The 15085-nt window shown below is 66.8% G+C and carries 16 protein-coding genes and 3 pseudogenes; 7 read left to right on the top strand and 12 right to left on the bottom strand.

Annotation, left to right across the window (positions count from 1 at the left end):
• Positions 1-175 precede the first annotated feature (175 nt).
• A complete protein-coding gene (locus OG936_RS33875; RefSeq protein ID WP_406499685.1) occupies positions 176-388 on the top strand; it encodes a hypothetical protein in 213 nt (70 codons plus the stop codon).
• A gap of 242 nt (positions 389-630) precedes the next feature.
• Here the strand turns inward: OG936_RS33875 and OG936_RS33880 are convergent, their stop codons facing one another.
• Positions 631-1338, bottom strand: a complete 708-nt coding sequence (locus OG936_RS33880) for a hypothetical protein (RefSeq protein ID WP_406499686.1) — start codon at positions 1336-1338, stop codon at positions 631-633.
• 557 nt (positions 1339-1895) lie between these two features.
• On the opposite strand from OG936_RS33880, the pseudogene OG936_RS33885 reads away from it, so the two are divergent.
• Both OG936_RS33885 and OG936_RS33890 read left to right on the top strand, forming a co-directional pair.
• Positions 1896-2050 (top strand): annotated as a pseudogene (locus tag OG936_RS33885) (DUF6131 family protein).
• Between the two features lie 346 nt (positions 2051-2396).
• Entirely contained in the window at positions 2397-2549 is a 153-nt protein-coding gene (locus tag OG936_RS33890; RefSeq protein ID WP_406499687.1) for a hypothetical protein, read from the top strand.
• A gap of 35 nt (positions 2550-2584) precedes the next feature.
• Here the strand turns inward: OG936_RS33890 and OG936_RS33895 are convergent.
• From OG936_RS33895 to OG936_RS33910, 4 genes and pseudogenes are all read right to left on the bottom strand, one after another.
• Positions 2585-3334 (bottom strand): annotated as a pseudogene (locus tag OG936_RS33895) (integrase core domain-containing protein); the annotation flags it as partial.
• Positions 3335-3413: 79 nt separating this feature from the next.
• Entirely contained in the window at positions 3414-3836 is a 423-nt protein-coding gene (locus tag OG936_RS33900; RefSeq protein ID WP_406499672.1) for a hypothetical protein, read from the bottom strand.
• On the bottom strand, positions 3833-4663 hold the full coding sequence (locus OG936_RS33905) for an IS5 family transposase (RefSeq protein WP_406499671.1): 831 nt from the start codon (positions 4661-4663) through the stop codon (positions 3833-3835). The genes OG936_RS33900 and OG936_RS33905 overlap by 4 nt, the downstream gene beginning before the upstream one ends.
• A gap of 429 nt (positions 4664-5092) precedes the next feature.
• Positions 5093-5404, bottom strand: coding sequence for a DUF6207 family protein (locus OG936_RS33910; protein ID WP_406499688.1), 312 nt, complete (start codon positions 5402-5404; stop codon positions 5093-5095).
• A 219-nt stretch (positions 5405-5623) separates the two neighbouring features.
• Here OG936_RS33910 and OG936_RS33915 point away from each other — a divergent pair, with 219 nt between their 5' ends.
• Both OG936_RS33915 and OG936_RS33920 read left to right on the top strand, forming a co-directional pair.
• Entirely contained in the window at positions 5624-5812 is a 189-nt protein-coding gene (locus OG936_RS33915) for a helix-turn-helix domain-containing protein (protein ID WP_406499689.1), read from the top strand.
• Between the two features lie 207 nt (positions 5813-6019).
• Positions 6020-7063: a tyrosine-type recombinase/integrase gene (locus tag OG936_RS33920; protein ID WP_406499690.1), complete on the top strand. Its 1044-nt coding sequence runs from the start codon at positions 6020-6022 to the stop codon at positions 7061-7063.
• Positions 7064-7313: 250 nt separating this feature from the next.
• Here the strand turns inward: OG936_RS33920 and OG936_RS33925 are convergent, their stop codons facing one another.
• The gene (locus OG936_RS33925; protein WP_406499691.1) at positions 7314-7451 is read right to left on the bottom strand and encodes a hypothetical protein; all 138 of its coding nucleotides are present in this window, start codon (positions 7449-7451) and stop codon (positions 7314-7316) included.
• 303 nt (positions 7452-7754) lie between these two features.
• Between OG936_RS33925 and OG936_RS33930 the strand changes: the two genes are divergently transcribed.
• Positions 7755-7880, top strand: a complete 126-nt coding sequence (locus OG936_RS33930; RefSeq protein WP_406499692.1) for a hypothetical protein — start codon at positions 7755-7757, stop codon at positions 7878-7880.
• A 771-nt stretch (positions 7881-8651) separates the two neighbouring features.
• Here OG936_RS33930 and OG936_RS33935 read toward each other — a convergent pair.
• Positions 8652-9809, bottom strand: coding sequence for a tyrosine-type recombinase/integrase (locus OG936_RS33935; protein ID WP_406499693.1), 1158 nt, complete (start codon positions 9807-9809; stop codon positions 8652-8654).
• 83 nt (positions 9810-9892) lie between these two features.
• On the opposite strand from OG936_RS33935, the pseudogene OG936_RS33940 reads away from it, so the two are divergent.
• Positions 9893-10070, top strand: a pseudogene (locus OG936_RS33940) (pirin family protein); the annotation flags it as partial.
• Between the two features lie 44 nt (positions 10071-10114).
• On the opposite strand, the gene OG936_RS33945 reads toward OG936_RS33940, so the two are convergent.
• The 5 genes from OG936_RS33945 to OG936_RS33965 all read right to left on the bottom strand — a co-directional run bounded on the left by OG936_RS33945 (position 10115) and on the right by OG936_RS33965 (position 14264).
• Positions 10115-10678 (bottom strand): M36 family metallopeptidase, encoded by a 564-nt coding sequence (locus OG936_RS33945; protein ID WP_406499694.1) that lies wholly within the window; start codon positions 10676-10678, stop codon positions 10115-10117.
• Positions 10679-10809: 131 nt separating this feature from the next.
• Complete coding sequence (locus tag OG936_RS33950; protein WP_406499695.1) at positions 10810-11628, bottom strand: DUF2690 domain-containing protein; 819 nt, start codon at positions 11626-11628, stop codon at positions 10810-10812.
• A 91-nt stretch (positions 11629-11719) separates the two neighbouring features.
• Entirely contained in the window at positions 11720-12730 is a 1011-nt protein-coding gene (locus OG936_RS33955) for a teichoic acid biosynthesis protein C (protein WP_406499696.1), read from the bottom strand.
• 78 nt (positions 12731-12808) lie between these two features.
• Positions 12809-13894: an SH3 domain-containing protein gene (locus tag OG936_RS33960; protein ID WP_406499697.1), complete on the bottom strand. Its 1086-nt coding sequence runs from the start codon at positions 13892-13894 to the stop codon at positions 12809-12811.
• Between the two features lie 103 nt (positions 13895-13997).
• Positions 13998-14264 (bottom strand): GlsB/YeaQ/YmgE family stress response membrane protein, encoded by a 267-nt coding sequence (locus OG936_RS33965; RefSeq protein WP_406499698.1) that lies wholly within the window; start codon positions 14262-14264, stop codon positions 13998-14000.
• Positions 14265-15085: the final 821 nt, after the last annotated feature.

Consider the following 15085-nt stretch of genomic DNA (forward strand, 5'->3'; position numbering starts at 1 on the left):
ACAGCTGAGGGCGAGCGGTGCAGTGTCGACGCGCCCTGCTGTCGGCTGAACGAGCTACCTCTCACGAGCAGGCGCTGAGCCTGATCGCCGAGGACGCCGCCGTGGCCTGCCAGATGTGCCGCCCCGACACCGCCGTCGGCATGCTGTGGCTAGTGGTCCGTCGCACGCTGGTTTCATGCGCTCCGCACCGATAGTCGTGCACCAGTCGTCCCCGTCCGGAGGCCGCCGGGTTACCGCTTACGGCCACGTCCTCGGCCTCGCCCACGATGATCACGACCTGATTGAGTTCCTCCGCCGTGTCGGTCTGCCGGACCCGGAGACTCTGATCGACGATTCCCAGATGGTGGAGTGGCGGGGCAGCCGTGCCCACCAATGGGATGCGGCCTGACCTTCGCCCCCTCAGAAACCGAGGAGTCTGCCGGTGTGCGCCTTCCAGCCTTTCGGTGGTCCAGCTCCCGGGCCGCTCGCTGAGCCTCGTCGATCAGATACGTTCGGGAGTGCTGCCTGACGGGTCGACACCTGAGGCTCTCCGATTGAGTGGCGCGGATGCGCATCATCCCGCGTCAGTAGTCGCCTGAGTCCATGTCCGTCCGCAACTGGTGCACCGTACGGCGGGGGCTGCCCCGGCACCTACGTGGAGGTCGAGGGGCCGTCGCAGATTGGGCAGAGCTCAGCGAGGCGTACCTGCCCGTCGCCGATGTCGAGGGCTCGCTCGATCGCGCGGGCGGACACTGCGACGACGTCGATCTGGCGCTGCTCCTCGTCGGTGAGGGGGCGGCATGGGCCACGGATTCCTTGGGCGGGGGCGAGGAGCCAGAGCGCGGAGAGCGGCGCGGTGCGCTGGCCGGTGTACCGCCAGCGACGCGGGTTTCTGGACTGGCGGAGCGCCAACTGGTTGCGGCGGGTGTCGTCGGCGGCCTTACGGCGGGCGCGCAGATCTGTCGGCCAGGAGCGGCGCGGCGGAGCGGGGGTGATCGGAGCGTGTTGGACGCCGGCCGCGGTCCGGTCGGCGAGGCCGCCGCACGCTCGCGCGGGCAGACGTCCCGCCAGCTGGACGCGCTGGTCCTCGCCGACCTGACCGGCACCAGTGAGAAAAGACCCCGACCTCGACGCCGAGACAGTGGACGGCGACGCCTCGGAAGAGGACGAAGACAGTGTGGAGTCGATGCTCTCCGGCATCAAGTCCCATCGGGGCAACGCCAGCCTCAACTCGCTGATGGACGAGCTGGGGGCAGGTCCTCGCCCGCCGGGCAACGCCGCCCGGCGTTGGCTGCCGTCGTCCGACCCGAGCTGCTGACCGGCGCCGGGGATCCCTACCCCGGCCTCACGCTGGAGCATCTGGGGAGCCCTCCTGCTCCCCAAGCCCCTGCAACAGCGTCCGAACCCGCCGCACGCCGACCACGGTCATCCGTGACGCGAAGAATACTCACAAGGGCGCTGCGGCCCGGGGAGATCGAGCACGCGGTACGCACGCAGAACGGCGATGACGTCAGCGAGGTCGCCGTGGGGCGCCTGGAGGCCGAGGGCCAACTGGTCAATCGTGCTCAAACCCTCGCAGCCGAGCGCCACCCCGTGCGGATGTCACGGCGATCGAGGAGCTCCTGGCCTCCCTCATCACCGGTCCTGGCAACGGCCCCTGAACCGGTAGGGCCAGCACCGCCGCGCATGCAGTCTTGCGGTTCCCGTCCGTGCCACTCCCGCGCGAAGGGCGCGCTCGACGTGGTACCTGGCGGGCCGGGGCGAGGCGGAGACAGGGGAACTGCGGCTGTCCATGTGAGCACCGTCCGGCCTGCGGTACGGCGTGCCCTTGCTTGACCCTGGTCAATTGTTGTAGCTGAGGCCGGTGGAGAGGACAATTGAGAAGGGGCAGGACTTATGCGTGATCGGAGGAACCCGTGATCGTCCTCGGAGTCGTTCTGCTGCTTGTGGCGTTCTTGGCCGAGATCACCATTCTGTGGACGGCGGGATCATTCTGATCGTGATCGGAGCGATCCTGTTCCTGCCGGGCCGCCTGGGCCATGCGGTCGGCGGACGACGGCATTACTGGTAGAAGCAGCAGTACCCCGCTGTGTACCGCCCCTTTTGAGGCGAACGGCAGGAGCGCGAGTCGCGGGCAACAGCCTGCGGCTAGATGCAAGCAACTTGCTTGGTACGCCCAGTTTCGGACCTGTGCGCGGGGGCCGCCGCCATGCACGGGGCTCACTCGGCTCGCGAGCGGAGGACCCAATGTCCGCTATTGTCCTCATCGTTGCCGTCGTGATGGTGCTTCTCTGGCGCACGGTGGCAGCGTGGATGGTCACCATGCGCCGCCGGAAGCTGCGGGAGCGATTCGGCCCGGAGCAGCCCGGAGCACGAGCGGGTCGTGGAGGCCAAGGACGGCCGCCGGGCGGGCGAGCGTGAGCTGCGCGAGTGCGAGGCATGCCACGACGCGCTGGACATCAAGCCACTGCCCCGCAGCGGTCCGGGACCGCTACACCCAGGACTGGACCCGGGTGCAGGAGAAGTTCGTCGACCGGCCCGACGACGCGGCTTGCTCATACGACCGCTGACTGGCCTGTGGGGCTCGAAAAGTCGTCGCTGCAGGTCACGCGGCGTATCGATACTCGTTGATGATGCCGCCGAGGACCCTGGTGCGGAGCAGGCTTCGGTCGTCGAGGTCGTGCACGATTGCGGGCTGTTCGGTCGCGCTGGGCGGTAGCTGTTGCCGGGATTGGTGCGGCCGGTGTCCGTTGTAGTGGTCCTGGTAGTCAGTCAGGACCTTCCTGGCGTGGCTCTCGCCCCGGATCAGGACGTGGTCGAGGGCCTCGCGGCGGATGGTGCCGATCACGCGTTCGCAATGCGCGTTCATGCGCGGTGCCCGGGGCGCGCTGAGCAGCACCTCCGTGTCCTCGGCGGTGAAGACGGCATCGAAGGCGTCGGTGTACCTGGCTGTCGCGGTCGCGTAGCAGGAACCGGGGCCCGGCGCCCCGCTCGCCGAGGTCGGCAGCGATGTTCCGGGCCTGTTGTACCGCCCACTGCGCGGTGGGTGCGCGGTCACGCCGGTGATGTGCAGTCTCCGGGTGCCGTGCTCGATGAACGCCATCGCGTACAGGCGCTTGCCTCGGGCCGTGTCGATAGGGAAGAAGTCTGCAGCAAGGATCCCGTGAGCCTGCGCCGTGAGGAAGTCGCGCCAGGTGGGGCCGGAGCGGCGCGGGGCCGGGTCGATGCCTGCTGCGTGCAGGATTTCCCAGACCGTGGAGGCTGCGATGGGGTGCCCGAGTCGGGCCAGTTCGCCCTGGATGCGGCGGTGGCCCCAGCGGGGATTTTCATCGGCCAGGCGCAGCACGAGACTCTTGAGAGGGCAGTAAGTAACGTGCTGCCCGTTTCGCGCTTGCAGCTGGAGCTGTCGGGCTGGTGGTGGCCTCTCCGGGTGACTATGGCCGCGGCTGGGTGAACAACCCCTGCTCGGGCTCGATCAGGATCCCGCGTTCGGCCAGCCGCTTGAGCTTCAGCCGGACGTTGTTGACGTTGCTGGGCGCGATCTCCAGATCCATCGCCTCGCAGACCGCCCGCGCCCGCAGCGGGGCGTCGGCCGCGGCGAACACCGCCATGATCTGCCGGTAGGCCGGATGGTCCGGCAGCTTCGCGGCCGGCGGCGTCGGCGGGGATGGATCAGGCAGAGCCAGCAGCGTCTTGCGGGTGATGCGGACCTCCTCGGCGGCCCGGTCGAACTCCCCCAATTGCGCAGTGAGTTCCGCGATGCGTCCCCGTGTAGCCTCGGCCTGCGCGGCGATATCGCGCTCTTGCTCCTCCAGGTGCGCCAGCACCGCTCCCAAGGTCAGCTCGCTGCCGCTCATGCGCCGCGCCAGGTAGGGGTGGAGGTCGCGGTGAGCATCCGGGCCATCCGGTCGCTTATGGCCCAGTACACCCTCGACTCGGCGGAGGCGGGCCGGTGCTCGTAGTCCCGTACCAGCCTGCGGTGCAGCATCATGATCCCGTTCACCTGCTCCACCACCCACCTCTTGGGCTGCGGGACGAACCCGCTGGTTGCCGGGTTGCGCTCGACGACTTCGACGTCGATGCCCACCTTCTGCCCGTGGTCGACGACGGCGGTCTTGAACCCCTGGTCCACCAGGGCCTTCTGCACCGTGTCGGTGTCGGCCGCGACCTTGTCCAGCAATGCGATGCCGGCGGCGTTGTCATGCGCGGACGCGGCCAGCACCACCACCGCGATCACCAGACCGAGAACATCAACTGCCAGGCCGCGTTTGCGGCCTGAGACTTTTTTTGCCGCGTCCCTTCCGGTGGTGTCGGCGGGCACCCCGGCGGCCGCGTGCAGGCTCTGGGTGTCGAGCACCACCAGGCTCGGGTCGGCCTTGCGCCCCCGGCTCTCGCGGACCTGCCAACGCAGCAGGTCGTGGATGGTCTGGTCGGTGCCGTCGTCGCGCCATTTGTAGAAGTAGTACTTCACCGCTCCGACCGGGGGCAGGTCGTGGGGGAGGTAGTCCCACTGGCAGCCGGTACGGGACTGGTAAAGCAGGGCGTTGACGATCTCCCGCATCTCGTAGGCGCCTTGGTGGCCGCTGACGGAGGGATGCTGAGCCTTCCAGGAAGCGATGACGGGCTCGATCAGGGCCCACCGCTCGTCGGATAAGTCGCTCTTGTAGGGCTGGCGGTCTCTCACGAGGAACACTCCAGCACGACAGGACTCTCCGATCAGCCCCGATACGCCTGTGCCACACGTTCCAGCGACAGCAAACGTGGCATCACGTCACATACCGCCCTCTCACAGCCATCGCCGTGAACATCGAACGACTCAGCGGCAGGTCAGCGACCGAGGAACCCTCTGCACCGAGACCACCGACCGCCTTCCAGACCTTCCTAGACCAGAACGAGATCCCTCGGTCAAAGTCCTGGCGAACCCTCGGCAGCTGAGCCCGACTGTCCAAGATCCCCGACTGTGAGGATGAGGCGGCACCGCTCGAGGGTCTGACCCGATCCCCGATTGACGCTTCGGCTGTCCTCACTCTGAATCGTCGGCCTTCCGAGCGGTGCCAATGCGTGTACCGGCCGGAGATCGTGACCTCATAGAAGCTTGACCCAAGCGGTCCCATCACAGTCGTGTCCGTCTGCCGGCCGGTGCGCGCGAGCCCACTCGCCGCGCACGGAAGGAACCCGGCCACCTCGACCGTGCGCAGCTGCTGCCAGTCGACCTCGGTCCGGGTGACCGGCAGCGCGTCGACGTCGGCGGCCCAGTCGCGCACTGCTGCTGGAGACCGTCGATCACCGTACGGACGGTGTCCTCGTCTGCGGCGGTGATGTCCAGGGCCACGAGCCCCGGTTCGGCGATGTGCTGCTCATCGATCTTCATGCCCCCACCGACGGCTCCGCTCGGCACCCGGTTCGCCGACCGCTGGAGAAGCATCCGTACAGGGGAGCCCGGTCACCAGCCACCCTGGAGCTGACAGTGGGTCATATCCCGCGTGGCGTGGCCGAACATAGCCGACGAACCCCGGTTAGCGAAACCGGCGAACCTACAGACAATTGAACCGGAGCTCGCAGTGGCTGCGTCCAGACGGTCGTGGGCAGAAGTGTGTCGGCATTCCGTGGTGATGACACATATTCAATATCAATGGAGGTATCGATGGGTGCGCAGTTCACGAATGTCAGGGAGACGGCGGAGTTCTTGAATATGTCGGTGGCCTGGATCTACAAGAATGCGAGACGGAATGGAATTACTCCTTACAGGTTCGGCACAGGCCGTAACTCGAAGATACATTTTAATGTGTCGGAGGTTGAGGCTTGGGTTAAACAGCAGAAGGGGGTGCGGTAACGATTGTTTCTAGAAATTCGGGTTACGTGATGGTCTTACGTTTGTGTATTTCTGTTCGTTTGAATTTGATTTCACTATAGTGAGGTTTCTCCTTCAATGGTGGCTAGGTCTTTGGCTCACGGGATGGGCGCGTTCTTCAAGGGTTGTGAGCACCCGCGGTCCAGGTGGCCGAAGTGTCCGCACCCGTACAAGATCCGGTATCGGAACGTGGCGGGGAAGCAGGTGCAGGAATCCGGGTTTTCCACCCAGGATCAGGCCATCCAGCGGTTGACCGGTTTCTACAAGGCCAAAAAGGAGGTCCCTCGCGACCAGGCGAAGGCAGAGCGTGTGGCGAAGTACGGGGCCATGCAGTTCGGTGAGTACGCCGCCGAGTGGAAGGCCGGCCAACGGGACTTGAGCCCAGCGTCGGTACGGCACCTCGACTCGTTGCTGGAGCACCATCTGCTTCCCGCCCTCGAGAACCGGCGGATGAGCACATTCGACCACAAGGTCGTGGACGGGTTCATCCGGATCATGGAGCGCAACGGTGTCGGCCTGGCGACTCAGTCGAACGCCTTCGACAGGCTGAAGGCGATCCTCCTGGACGCACACAGGCTCGGCATCTTTGATGAGAACCCCCTGGAGGGTGTCAAGCCGCCGCAGTACGACCCGAAGCGCGCAGTGATCCCCTCCGTCGCCCAGCTGCAAGAGATACGCGTGGCGGGAGACGACACCTTCCTGCTGTTCGCCGACCTGATGAGCGGCTGCGGGATGCGCAACGGAGAAGCCGCTGCCGTGAACCTCAACAACATCGTGGCCGACGACGTCTACCGCATCACGGAGCAGGTCAACCAAACCACCGGCGAGTACGCGCGCCTGAAGCACCGCAAGTCTGGCGACTACCGGGACGTACCGCTGCCGACGCGGGTGAGAAACACCATCGAGTGGTATGCGGACAAGCACGGCAACTTGGACGGCTACCTCCTGCGGCACCCTCGCACGCCCAAGCGGCCATACCCGTCCCACTGTCTCCAGAACCAATGGCAGAGAATCAAGCGGGCGGGTGAGGTGGATATTCCCGAGGGGATGGTTGTCTATAGTTTCCGTCATTTCTTCGCTTCGAACTGCCTCACACACGGCATCCCCGTCACTGACGTCGCCGAGTGGATGGGGCATCAAAGCCTAGACGTCACGTTCAAGATCTACCGACATCTCATGCCGGGCTCGATCAGCAAGGCCGCGACCATCCTCGACTTTGGTCTCGCGTCCTGACCACCCGCCGGTCAGGACGACTGTCTCGGCTGCTGGCGGAATCGACCGCCTCTCATATCACCGCCGACAGGAATCAGGAATCTGACGGTTGAGCAGTCAGGGGGTTTGCGTCGATCAGGAGTTCCTGTGATGTGCTTTCATATCAGCTCGGCGGCTGTGTGGAGATCCTCTACGGCCGCAGCCGCCATAGCTGGAGTGCTCACCTCGCCCTACGGTTGGCGGCTGTTCGTGGAGAAGTAGACAGACGGGCTCATACGGCCAGGATCTTCGCGACCGACGCCATCCGCTCCGGACCGCCGCCGCATATCACGGCGAAGACTTGTGGCCAGTCGATCTGGACACCACCATGGGCTATGCCGCGAACTACCCAGAAGACGTGATTTCCCATCACCGGGTCCTTCATCGCCCGCCGCAGAACCGAGCGGCCCAGCCAGGAGCACCGCGAGTCCACCGCCACAGAGTGGGATGAGTTCCTTGCCCACTTCGAACTTCGCCAGGTCGCTCTGGGAACCTGCGGCCGCGACTACGCGACCCCGCGCCAGCACTAGAAACGCCTGCATCAGGTGCCCCTACTTCTCGTGGACGCGGACCAGATGCCTCGCCCTGAGGAGATCAACGCCAACCTCGTCGTCGGCCTTCAAGAGGTCAAGGACCAGGGCTGATTGGGCGAGGACACCGCGATTGAGACCACATGGCCGCCGCGCAGATGCTGGAGGCCATGGGCGACCGCACTGCGCAACCTTCCACCGTTCACCTCGGCATGCCCGACTTCCGCACCAGCGCCAGCAGAGTCACCCTGAGCACTGGCGGCGACTGACAACTACCGGGCCACCACCCACCAGCACTTGGGTCCACGGGGGGTGGACTCAGACGCAGGGCGGCAGAACCTCGATGATCACGGCCATCCCAACAGCATGCCGAGCCTCATGCATCGCGATCACGTCACCGCACTTCGGATGCGTCCATCGCTCGGGGCTCAGGGGTGCCAGCCGAACATCAGCGCTCTACGTACGTTCTACGCCACTCTCGCGCACAGGACGGGCACCAAGGCTCGCACCTTGGCTGCTGGTGGCACCGCCACCGCAGCCCTCGGCTCGGTTCCGGTCTCACTGCCTCTGCTGATAGTCCTTGCCGTGCTGGCCGGCGTCGTCCGCGGAAACCTCACCCTCCTCCAGGCCACCGAGATCAGTGACCGCTGGGGCACAATATCCACTACGGTCACCTTTACAGCCCTGCTCGCTGCCCCGGACACCGTATCCGGCGCCTTCGCGCCTTGGGCCAGAGTCGTGCTGGCCACCACGCTTGACGGGTACCCCGCCTCCTTGCCCTCCTCGCCACCTTCTGCGCCGCAGTGGCCCTCCTGGCGCTCTTCTCAGGGCAACGCCCTCGCGCGGCCCACTGGAAGAGCTCACGCTGCGCCCCTGCCCTCAGAGCACCTGTACGATCCCGTACCGAGGAAAGATTCACGCCGGTGCCCCCACCCTGCTTTCTTCGGTGCCGAAGACGGCGAGCCCGCAGTATTCGATTCGGCGGGTCGTGTTCCCCGTGAGGTCCTTGGTCGGCACGTCATACGTCATCTCGATTACGCTCACGAGACGAGGCCGAGATCGAGAACCTTTGCGGCCTTGCTGATCGAGCCCGGCATGAGGTGTCTGTAGGTTTTGAAGGTGATGTCGACGCTTCTGTGTCCCATCCACTCGGCAACATCTGTGATGGGGATGCCATGGGTAAGGCAGTTTGATGCGAAGAAGTGGCGGAAGCCATAGATGACCATCCCGTCGGGTATGTCCACCTTGCCGGCCGCCTTGATGGCCTTTTGCCACTGATTGCTGAGGCAGTGGTAGGGATACGCTCTTGCGGGGTTTCTGGGGTGCCGCAGGAGGTAGCCGTCCAAGTCGCCGTGCTTGTCCGCATACCACTCGATGGTGTTTCTCACCCGCGTCGGCAGCGGTACGTCCCGGTAGTCGCCAGACTTGCGGTGCTTCAGGCGCGCGTACTCGCCGGTGGTTTGGTTGACCTGCTCCGTGATGCGGTAGACGTCGTCGGCCACGATGTTGTTGAGGTTCACGGCAGCGGCTTCTCCGTTGCGCATCCCGCAGCCGCTCATCAGGTCGGCGAACAGCAGGAAGGTGTCGTCTCCCGCCACGCGTATCTCTTGCAGCTGGGCGACGGAGGGGATCACTGCGCGCTTCGGGTCGTACTGCGGCGGCTTGACACCCTCCAGGGGGTTCTCATCAAAGATGCCGAGCCTGTGTGCGTCCAGGAGGATCGCCTTCAGCCTGTCGAAGGCGTTCGACTGAGTCGCCAGGCCGACACCGTTGCGCTCCATGATCCGGATGAACCCGTCCACGACCTTGTGGTCGAATGTGCTCATCCGCCGGTTCTCGAGGGCGGGAAGCAGATGGTGCTCCAGCAACGAGTCGAGGTGCCGTACCGACGCTGGGCTCAAGTCCCGTTGGCCGGCCTTCCACTCGGCGGCGTACTCACCGAACTGCATGGCCCCGTACTTCGCCACACGCTCTGCCTTCGCCTGGTCGCGAGGGGCTTCCTTCTTCGCGTTGTAGACATTGGCCAACCGCTTGACGGCCTTGTCCTGGGTGGCGATCCCAGACTCCTCGACCTGTTTTCCGGCCGCGTTCCGATACCGGATCTTGTACGGGTGCGGACACTTCGGCCACCTGGGCCGCGGGTGCTCACAGTCCTTGAAGAACGTGCCCATCCCGTGGGCCAGGGACTTTGTCACCATGGCGCAGCGACTCCTTCGAGACCAATCCTGACGGTTTGCTGACCGCCGATAGTTCGAAACGTCCCTGGCCTGCACAAATGCGTGACAGCCTCGGTATGTGGTGGAACTTCATCGGCCGTTCCCACGGAGGAAATCGAGGAAGCGCGGAGGGGCTGGATGCCGACCACCCGCTTTGGCGAGGTGAAGGGCTACGACGGCGACCGACTGCCCGCCCCCGAACTGCCGCCTGTCGCCCTGAAACCGCGGGGTCGGGTGCGCTGACCTGGTGTGATGCGTGCGCTCCGCTCTTCAGTCGGGTGCCCTCGCTACGTCCCTTCGCCGGTACGGCGAAGGGACGCAGCTGCGCCTGGCGTGGGTCGGCTCCCCCAGGGCAGCAACCGGCGGGCCACGGCGTGCAGTTGCTTCACGTGGTGGGGCATCGCGCCGTGCCGCAGCCGGTCCATGCCAGGTGCTGTCCGCGCCAGCGACCATGAGTTGCGGATGCCGCGCTCGTTGTTGTCGGTCACATACGGGCCGACAACCCACGGATCGACACCGTCCGGGACCGCGCCCGTCTCGATCAGTCGTTCGGTGGAGACCAGGTCGCTCCAGGACTCACCCATCGAGCCGCCGTGCGCACCGGAGAGGCCGGTGGTACCGCCGCCGATCATGCGGTTGGTGATGGCATGGGTGTACTCGTGGCCGATGACGGAGTTGTCGAAGTTACCATCGGCGCAGCGCCCGTAGAAGGCGCCGGCCTGCGGCTGCCACAGGTACATGTTGGTCAGCGCCACGCCTCCGTCGGCACCGGTGCTCTGGTTGGCGTTGTTGCGGGTTGCCGGGTTGTTGCCACCGGAGCGGGCGACGCCCATCTCCGGATCGCCACCCATGCCGCCCTACGGGGCCGGGGTTCCGAGGCGATGGCGATCTCGCAGGCGCACGGGCCGGGCGGCGGAGAGCAGCCCGTAGGGGACGTCGGCACCGAACCTACCCGCACAAGGCACATGGGTGGAGGAGAACGTCAGCGGGCCTCTGGCAGATCCGCGGAGAGCTGCACGGCCCCGGTGCAGGCCAGTCGGTCTGCCACCTCGACGCACGCCTCGGCCCCCTTCGGGCTGGTCGCGGGCAGCATCGGGCTGGTTTTACCGTGCGTCACCCTGTCCCGGTGCGAGGCGAGCAACTCGTCCGCTCCGGATCGGATCGAGACCTCCAGGGCGCCGCCGCGCGCGCCCGTCTCCACCTCGGTCCAGACGGTGGCGCAGGACGGGCTGAACCGGAGCCGTACGGCGTAGGCATCCTCAGTGACGGTGCTCTCAGTGCGGGCATCCCGGTTGCAGCGGGAGGAGCCCGGATACTGCCCCCGGCAGCTTTCCTTGCGGCAGGACGCCGCCTGCCGCTGCGGGCTGCCGCCCGACAGGGCCGGGGCACCCACGGCGCAGGCCACGGCGCCCAGTGTGGCGCAGACAGCCAGCACGACGGCCGTCCGCAGCCGTCGCGCCCGGGCAGCCACCGCGAGGGGAAGCCTCGGCGCAGGGGGCTGGGGCGCCGCGCTCAGCGGTCTGGTCTCGGCCCGGCAGGCGTTCTCCCACAGCGCGACCAGTGGCGCCATGTCCGTGCCCCCGAGTCGCCCCAGCGCCTCGACAGCGGTACGCGGCGGGAGCTTGACGCCGTTGAGATAACGATGCCATGAGGACTTGCTGTGGGCGGTCCGTGTGGCCAGCGCCGCCAGGCTCAGCCCGGTCTGCTGTTTGAGGTCGCGCAGCCGCTCCACCAGCAGCAGCCCGTCGGGGCCGAGCGAGTCGGGCAGGTGCTGCCAGCGAGCCGTCGCTTGCTCCTTCATGCCGTTCCCAGTCCTTCCGTCCGGCATCCGGATCACCCCGGATCGCGTGATGTGTGCCCTGCGGGCAGGGCGGCCACACGCACGGCCGAAGTCATCGGGCGATCGGCTTGTAGTACAGAGAGAAGGCGCGGTCCGAGGACGGACCCTGGGTGAAGCCAAGACACAGCCAGGGCCCACCCCGGCGCAGCACAGCCAGGCCCTCCGGCTCGCGCGGGTAGAGCCCCCTCGCAGTGTGGTCCAGCACCTGCTGCACCACGCGGCCGGTACGCACGTCGATACGGAACAAACGGACGTCGCCGGCCGAGCCCGCGAGGTTGTCGGCGCCATATCCGTGGCCGAGTAGCTGGTAGGCGTACGGACCGTACAGCGCCATGCCCTGGAAGGGGAGCCCCAGTTCGGCGCCGGGCTGAGCGAAGCCGGTGACCGGCCGGAAGTCCCCGGCCGCGAACTGTTCGAGCCCGTACACGCCGTAGCGCGGTATGCCGCCCACCTTGTACCGCAGCAGCAGCCGGTTGTGCGCCGGGTCGAGGGCCACCTGGTTATTCGTGGAGCCGGGGAGCGGGCGATACGTGGCAATCCTGCGGCTGGCGGGGGTCAGCACCCGGCCCGCGGTGAAGGTGAAGCGGCAGATGCCGCGGCCGTAGCCGGAGGCCGGCTGTGCGTCCCACTCCGTCCATAGAGCGCCGACGCGGCGGGCTGTGTCCTCCACGCCGAGGGCGCCGCCGTGGCCGAAGCCCAGCAGGTACATATCGCCGGTGAGCGCGCCGCCCATGGTGAGCCGGTTCAGGCACATGTCGCCGCGGGCGGCGCGCTCGGCACGGGTGTACGCGCGCGGCTCGCCCGGCAGCCGGACGCCGCCCTCCATGACCTGGAGCGCGTACATGTGGCCGTGCCGCTCGTCGAAGGCGAAGGACTGCAGCACCGTGGAGTGGTGCAGCCGTGCACCCTGGATCCACGGCTTGCCTGCCGACGCCAGGCCGGCCGGCTGAGCCTTCGGCTGGGCTTCTGCCCTGCCGGCGGGGAATGTGGCGGCCAGTGCGACCGCGGCTCCGAAGCCGAGGACGGCTCTGCGGCCCGGACTGGGTGGACGCGAAAGGGACATGGAGGTCTCCTCACTTGCTCGACAGCTTCGTGGAACGGGCCCGCCCGTCCCGTGAGCGGGACGGGCGGACACGGCGGCTCAGCACCAGGGGACGGCGCTCACGTTGCGGACGTAGCGGGCGGAGACGTAGCCCTTGTTGTGGGAGAGCTTGTACCAGCGGTGGTTGCCGCGGACGCTGCTCCCGTACTTCTTGCAGGGGATGTGGACCGTCTTCTTGCAGGAGATGTGGACCGTGCTACCGGGACGCAGCGAGCCGATGACCCGGTAGCCCGTGCCCGGGCCGGAGCGGATCCTGAGCGGCATGTGGCGGGTTACCACGCGGCCCTGGACGTAGCCGGCGCAGGGCCGGCTCGTGGAGTGGCTGGGCTCCCACAGCTGCGGCGGAGCCGTGCGTCGGTGGGGCATCTGCTGGTGAGGCGCCGCGTGCCGCTGCTGCGCGGCGGCAGCGGTGTCGGCGGAAACGACTGCAGCGGGCAACACCGCGATCGCCGCAATCGCGGCCACGAGGCTGCGCTGGATCGTGCGATTCATGGGCTCTCCTATGAGGGTGTCTTCAGGATCGGCTGAGCGAGACCCTGTGTCGCTCAGCGTTTCCTGGCCCTCGGACAAAGATTCCGTCCCACGCGTTTCTGGGAGAAACTGGGACGTCCCACCCGATGGGGCCAGCGCGATTCCCGGCAGGCTGCGGATAAGGGCCCCGTCAGGGTGGGCGGTGACCAGCTGTTCGATCTCGTCTTCCAGCGCCTTGAAGCGGGCCTTGCCGGCTACCAGCTCGTCGGCGAGTGCGCGGATGAGTTCGGCGGTGCGCCGCTCGCCGGGAAGCGCGACGTGATGGGCCCGCGCTGAGTTCACGGCGGCGTCCGCCAGTACCTGCGCCACGGTCTGCTCGCTGACGCCGTGCCAGCCCAGGTGGCCGGCGATGCGGGTGGTTCCGGCGCGCCGGATCTGGCTCGCGGTGACGTAGCGGCCCAGCAGGATGAGTCCGGACTTCGTCGTGGGGTCCACGAGGCGTTCCAAGCCGGGGTGGCTGCCCGTGAGCAGATCCCGCAGGCGCGCGGTCCGCGCTGTGGCGGTGGTTGACGAGTAGAGCCGCAGTTCCACGGTGGCTTCCTCGGGCAGGTTCACCACACGCAGGTCATCGCGGAGCGCATATTCTCCGGACATGGTTGATCTTTACTCCGTCGACGTGGGAGGAGTCCGACTGGCCGACGCGCTGCCGGCCAGGCTGGACGGCACGGTCCCGCGTCCGTGAGGCGAAACGGGCGGATCAGTGGGTGCGACGCCTCGCGACGAGCCGATAGATGGCCAGGAGGATGACGGACCCGACGACGGCGGCGATCCAGGTGGAGAGGTGGAAAAAGCCGTTGATCGAGTGCACGCCGAAGATGACCTTTCCGAGCCAGCCGCCCAGAAGACCCCCGGCGATGCCGATCAGCATCGTGATCAGGCAGCCGCCGGGATCCTTGCCAGGCATCAACGCCTTGGCGATCGCACCGGCCAGCAATCCGATCACGGCCCACGCAATAATGCCCATGGCGCACGCACCTTTCATTAAAACGCTGTTGTTGGCGAAATGCCACCATCCCTCGTGCCCCGCCCCGATTTCTGTAAACTCGCAGGCCGCCCTCGTGGGACAGCACCATCAGCGGGCTGTTGGCCCCTTCGGTGCGCGGTGCGACGCTGCCGACGCGTCACCGGCCCCTGGACGAGGACCCCGCTCGGACGACGCCCTGTGCACAGCGACCGTCACACCGCGACGAGTAGGGTCCGCAGCCGGCCTTGGCGGCTGGGGGGCGCTGCCGGCACATGGCTGTTGCTCGCTGCGGCGATGCCGGGGCCGACGCCAACGCTGAGCGGGAGTTCTCCGTTACCGGGTACGTAACACTCCGGCCGAACAGCCCAGCCAAAGCGCGTTCTGCCGAACAAGTGGCTTGTGTCGCAAGGTCGTTCGGACGCTTGCCGGAGGCGCGAAGGGGCCCCGGGTAGGGGCGGCGGACGGTAGCCAGGCACGATGGAGATGGTTCGTGAAGCTGCTCCCGCTGTTCCTGCGCTTGCTCACCCGCAACTCTTGCGCGATCAACGCGGTCTTCTCACCCGCCGCGAACCACGCGTCGGCCTCCAGCCGCACGTGTTCACGAAACGCTCGCCAGCAGTCAGGCCCTTACCCTCCGCATACCGCATCCCACCGGCATATCGCCTCGTAGCAGGGGCCCGGACTTCCTTGACCGCGCAGTTCACTCGATTGGAGCGTTTGAGTCGCCACCTTGAATGATGTGGGCTTCTTATTGAGCTGCACCGCAACGGAGTTCGAGCTGGAAGGTGGCGGATGTACAACATGTGCGCCGAACGCGTAGC

The sequence above is a fragment of the Streptomyces sp. NBC_00846 genome (genome assembly GCF_045207325.1).
GTDB lineage: Bacteria > Actinomycetota > Actinomycetes > Streptomycetales > Streptomycetaceae > Streptomyces.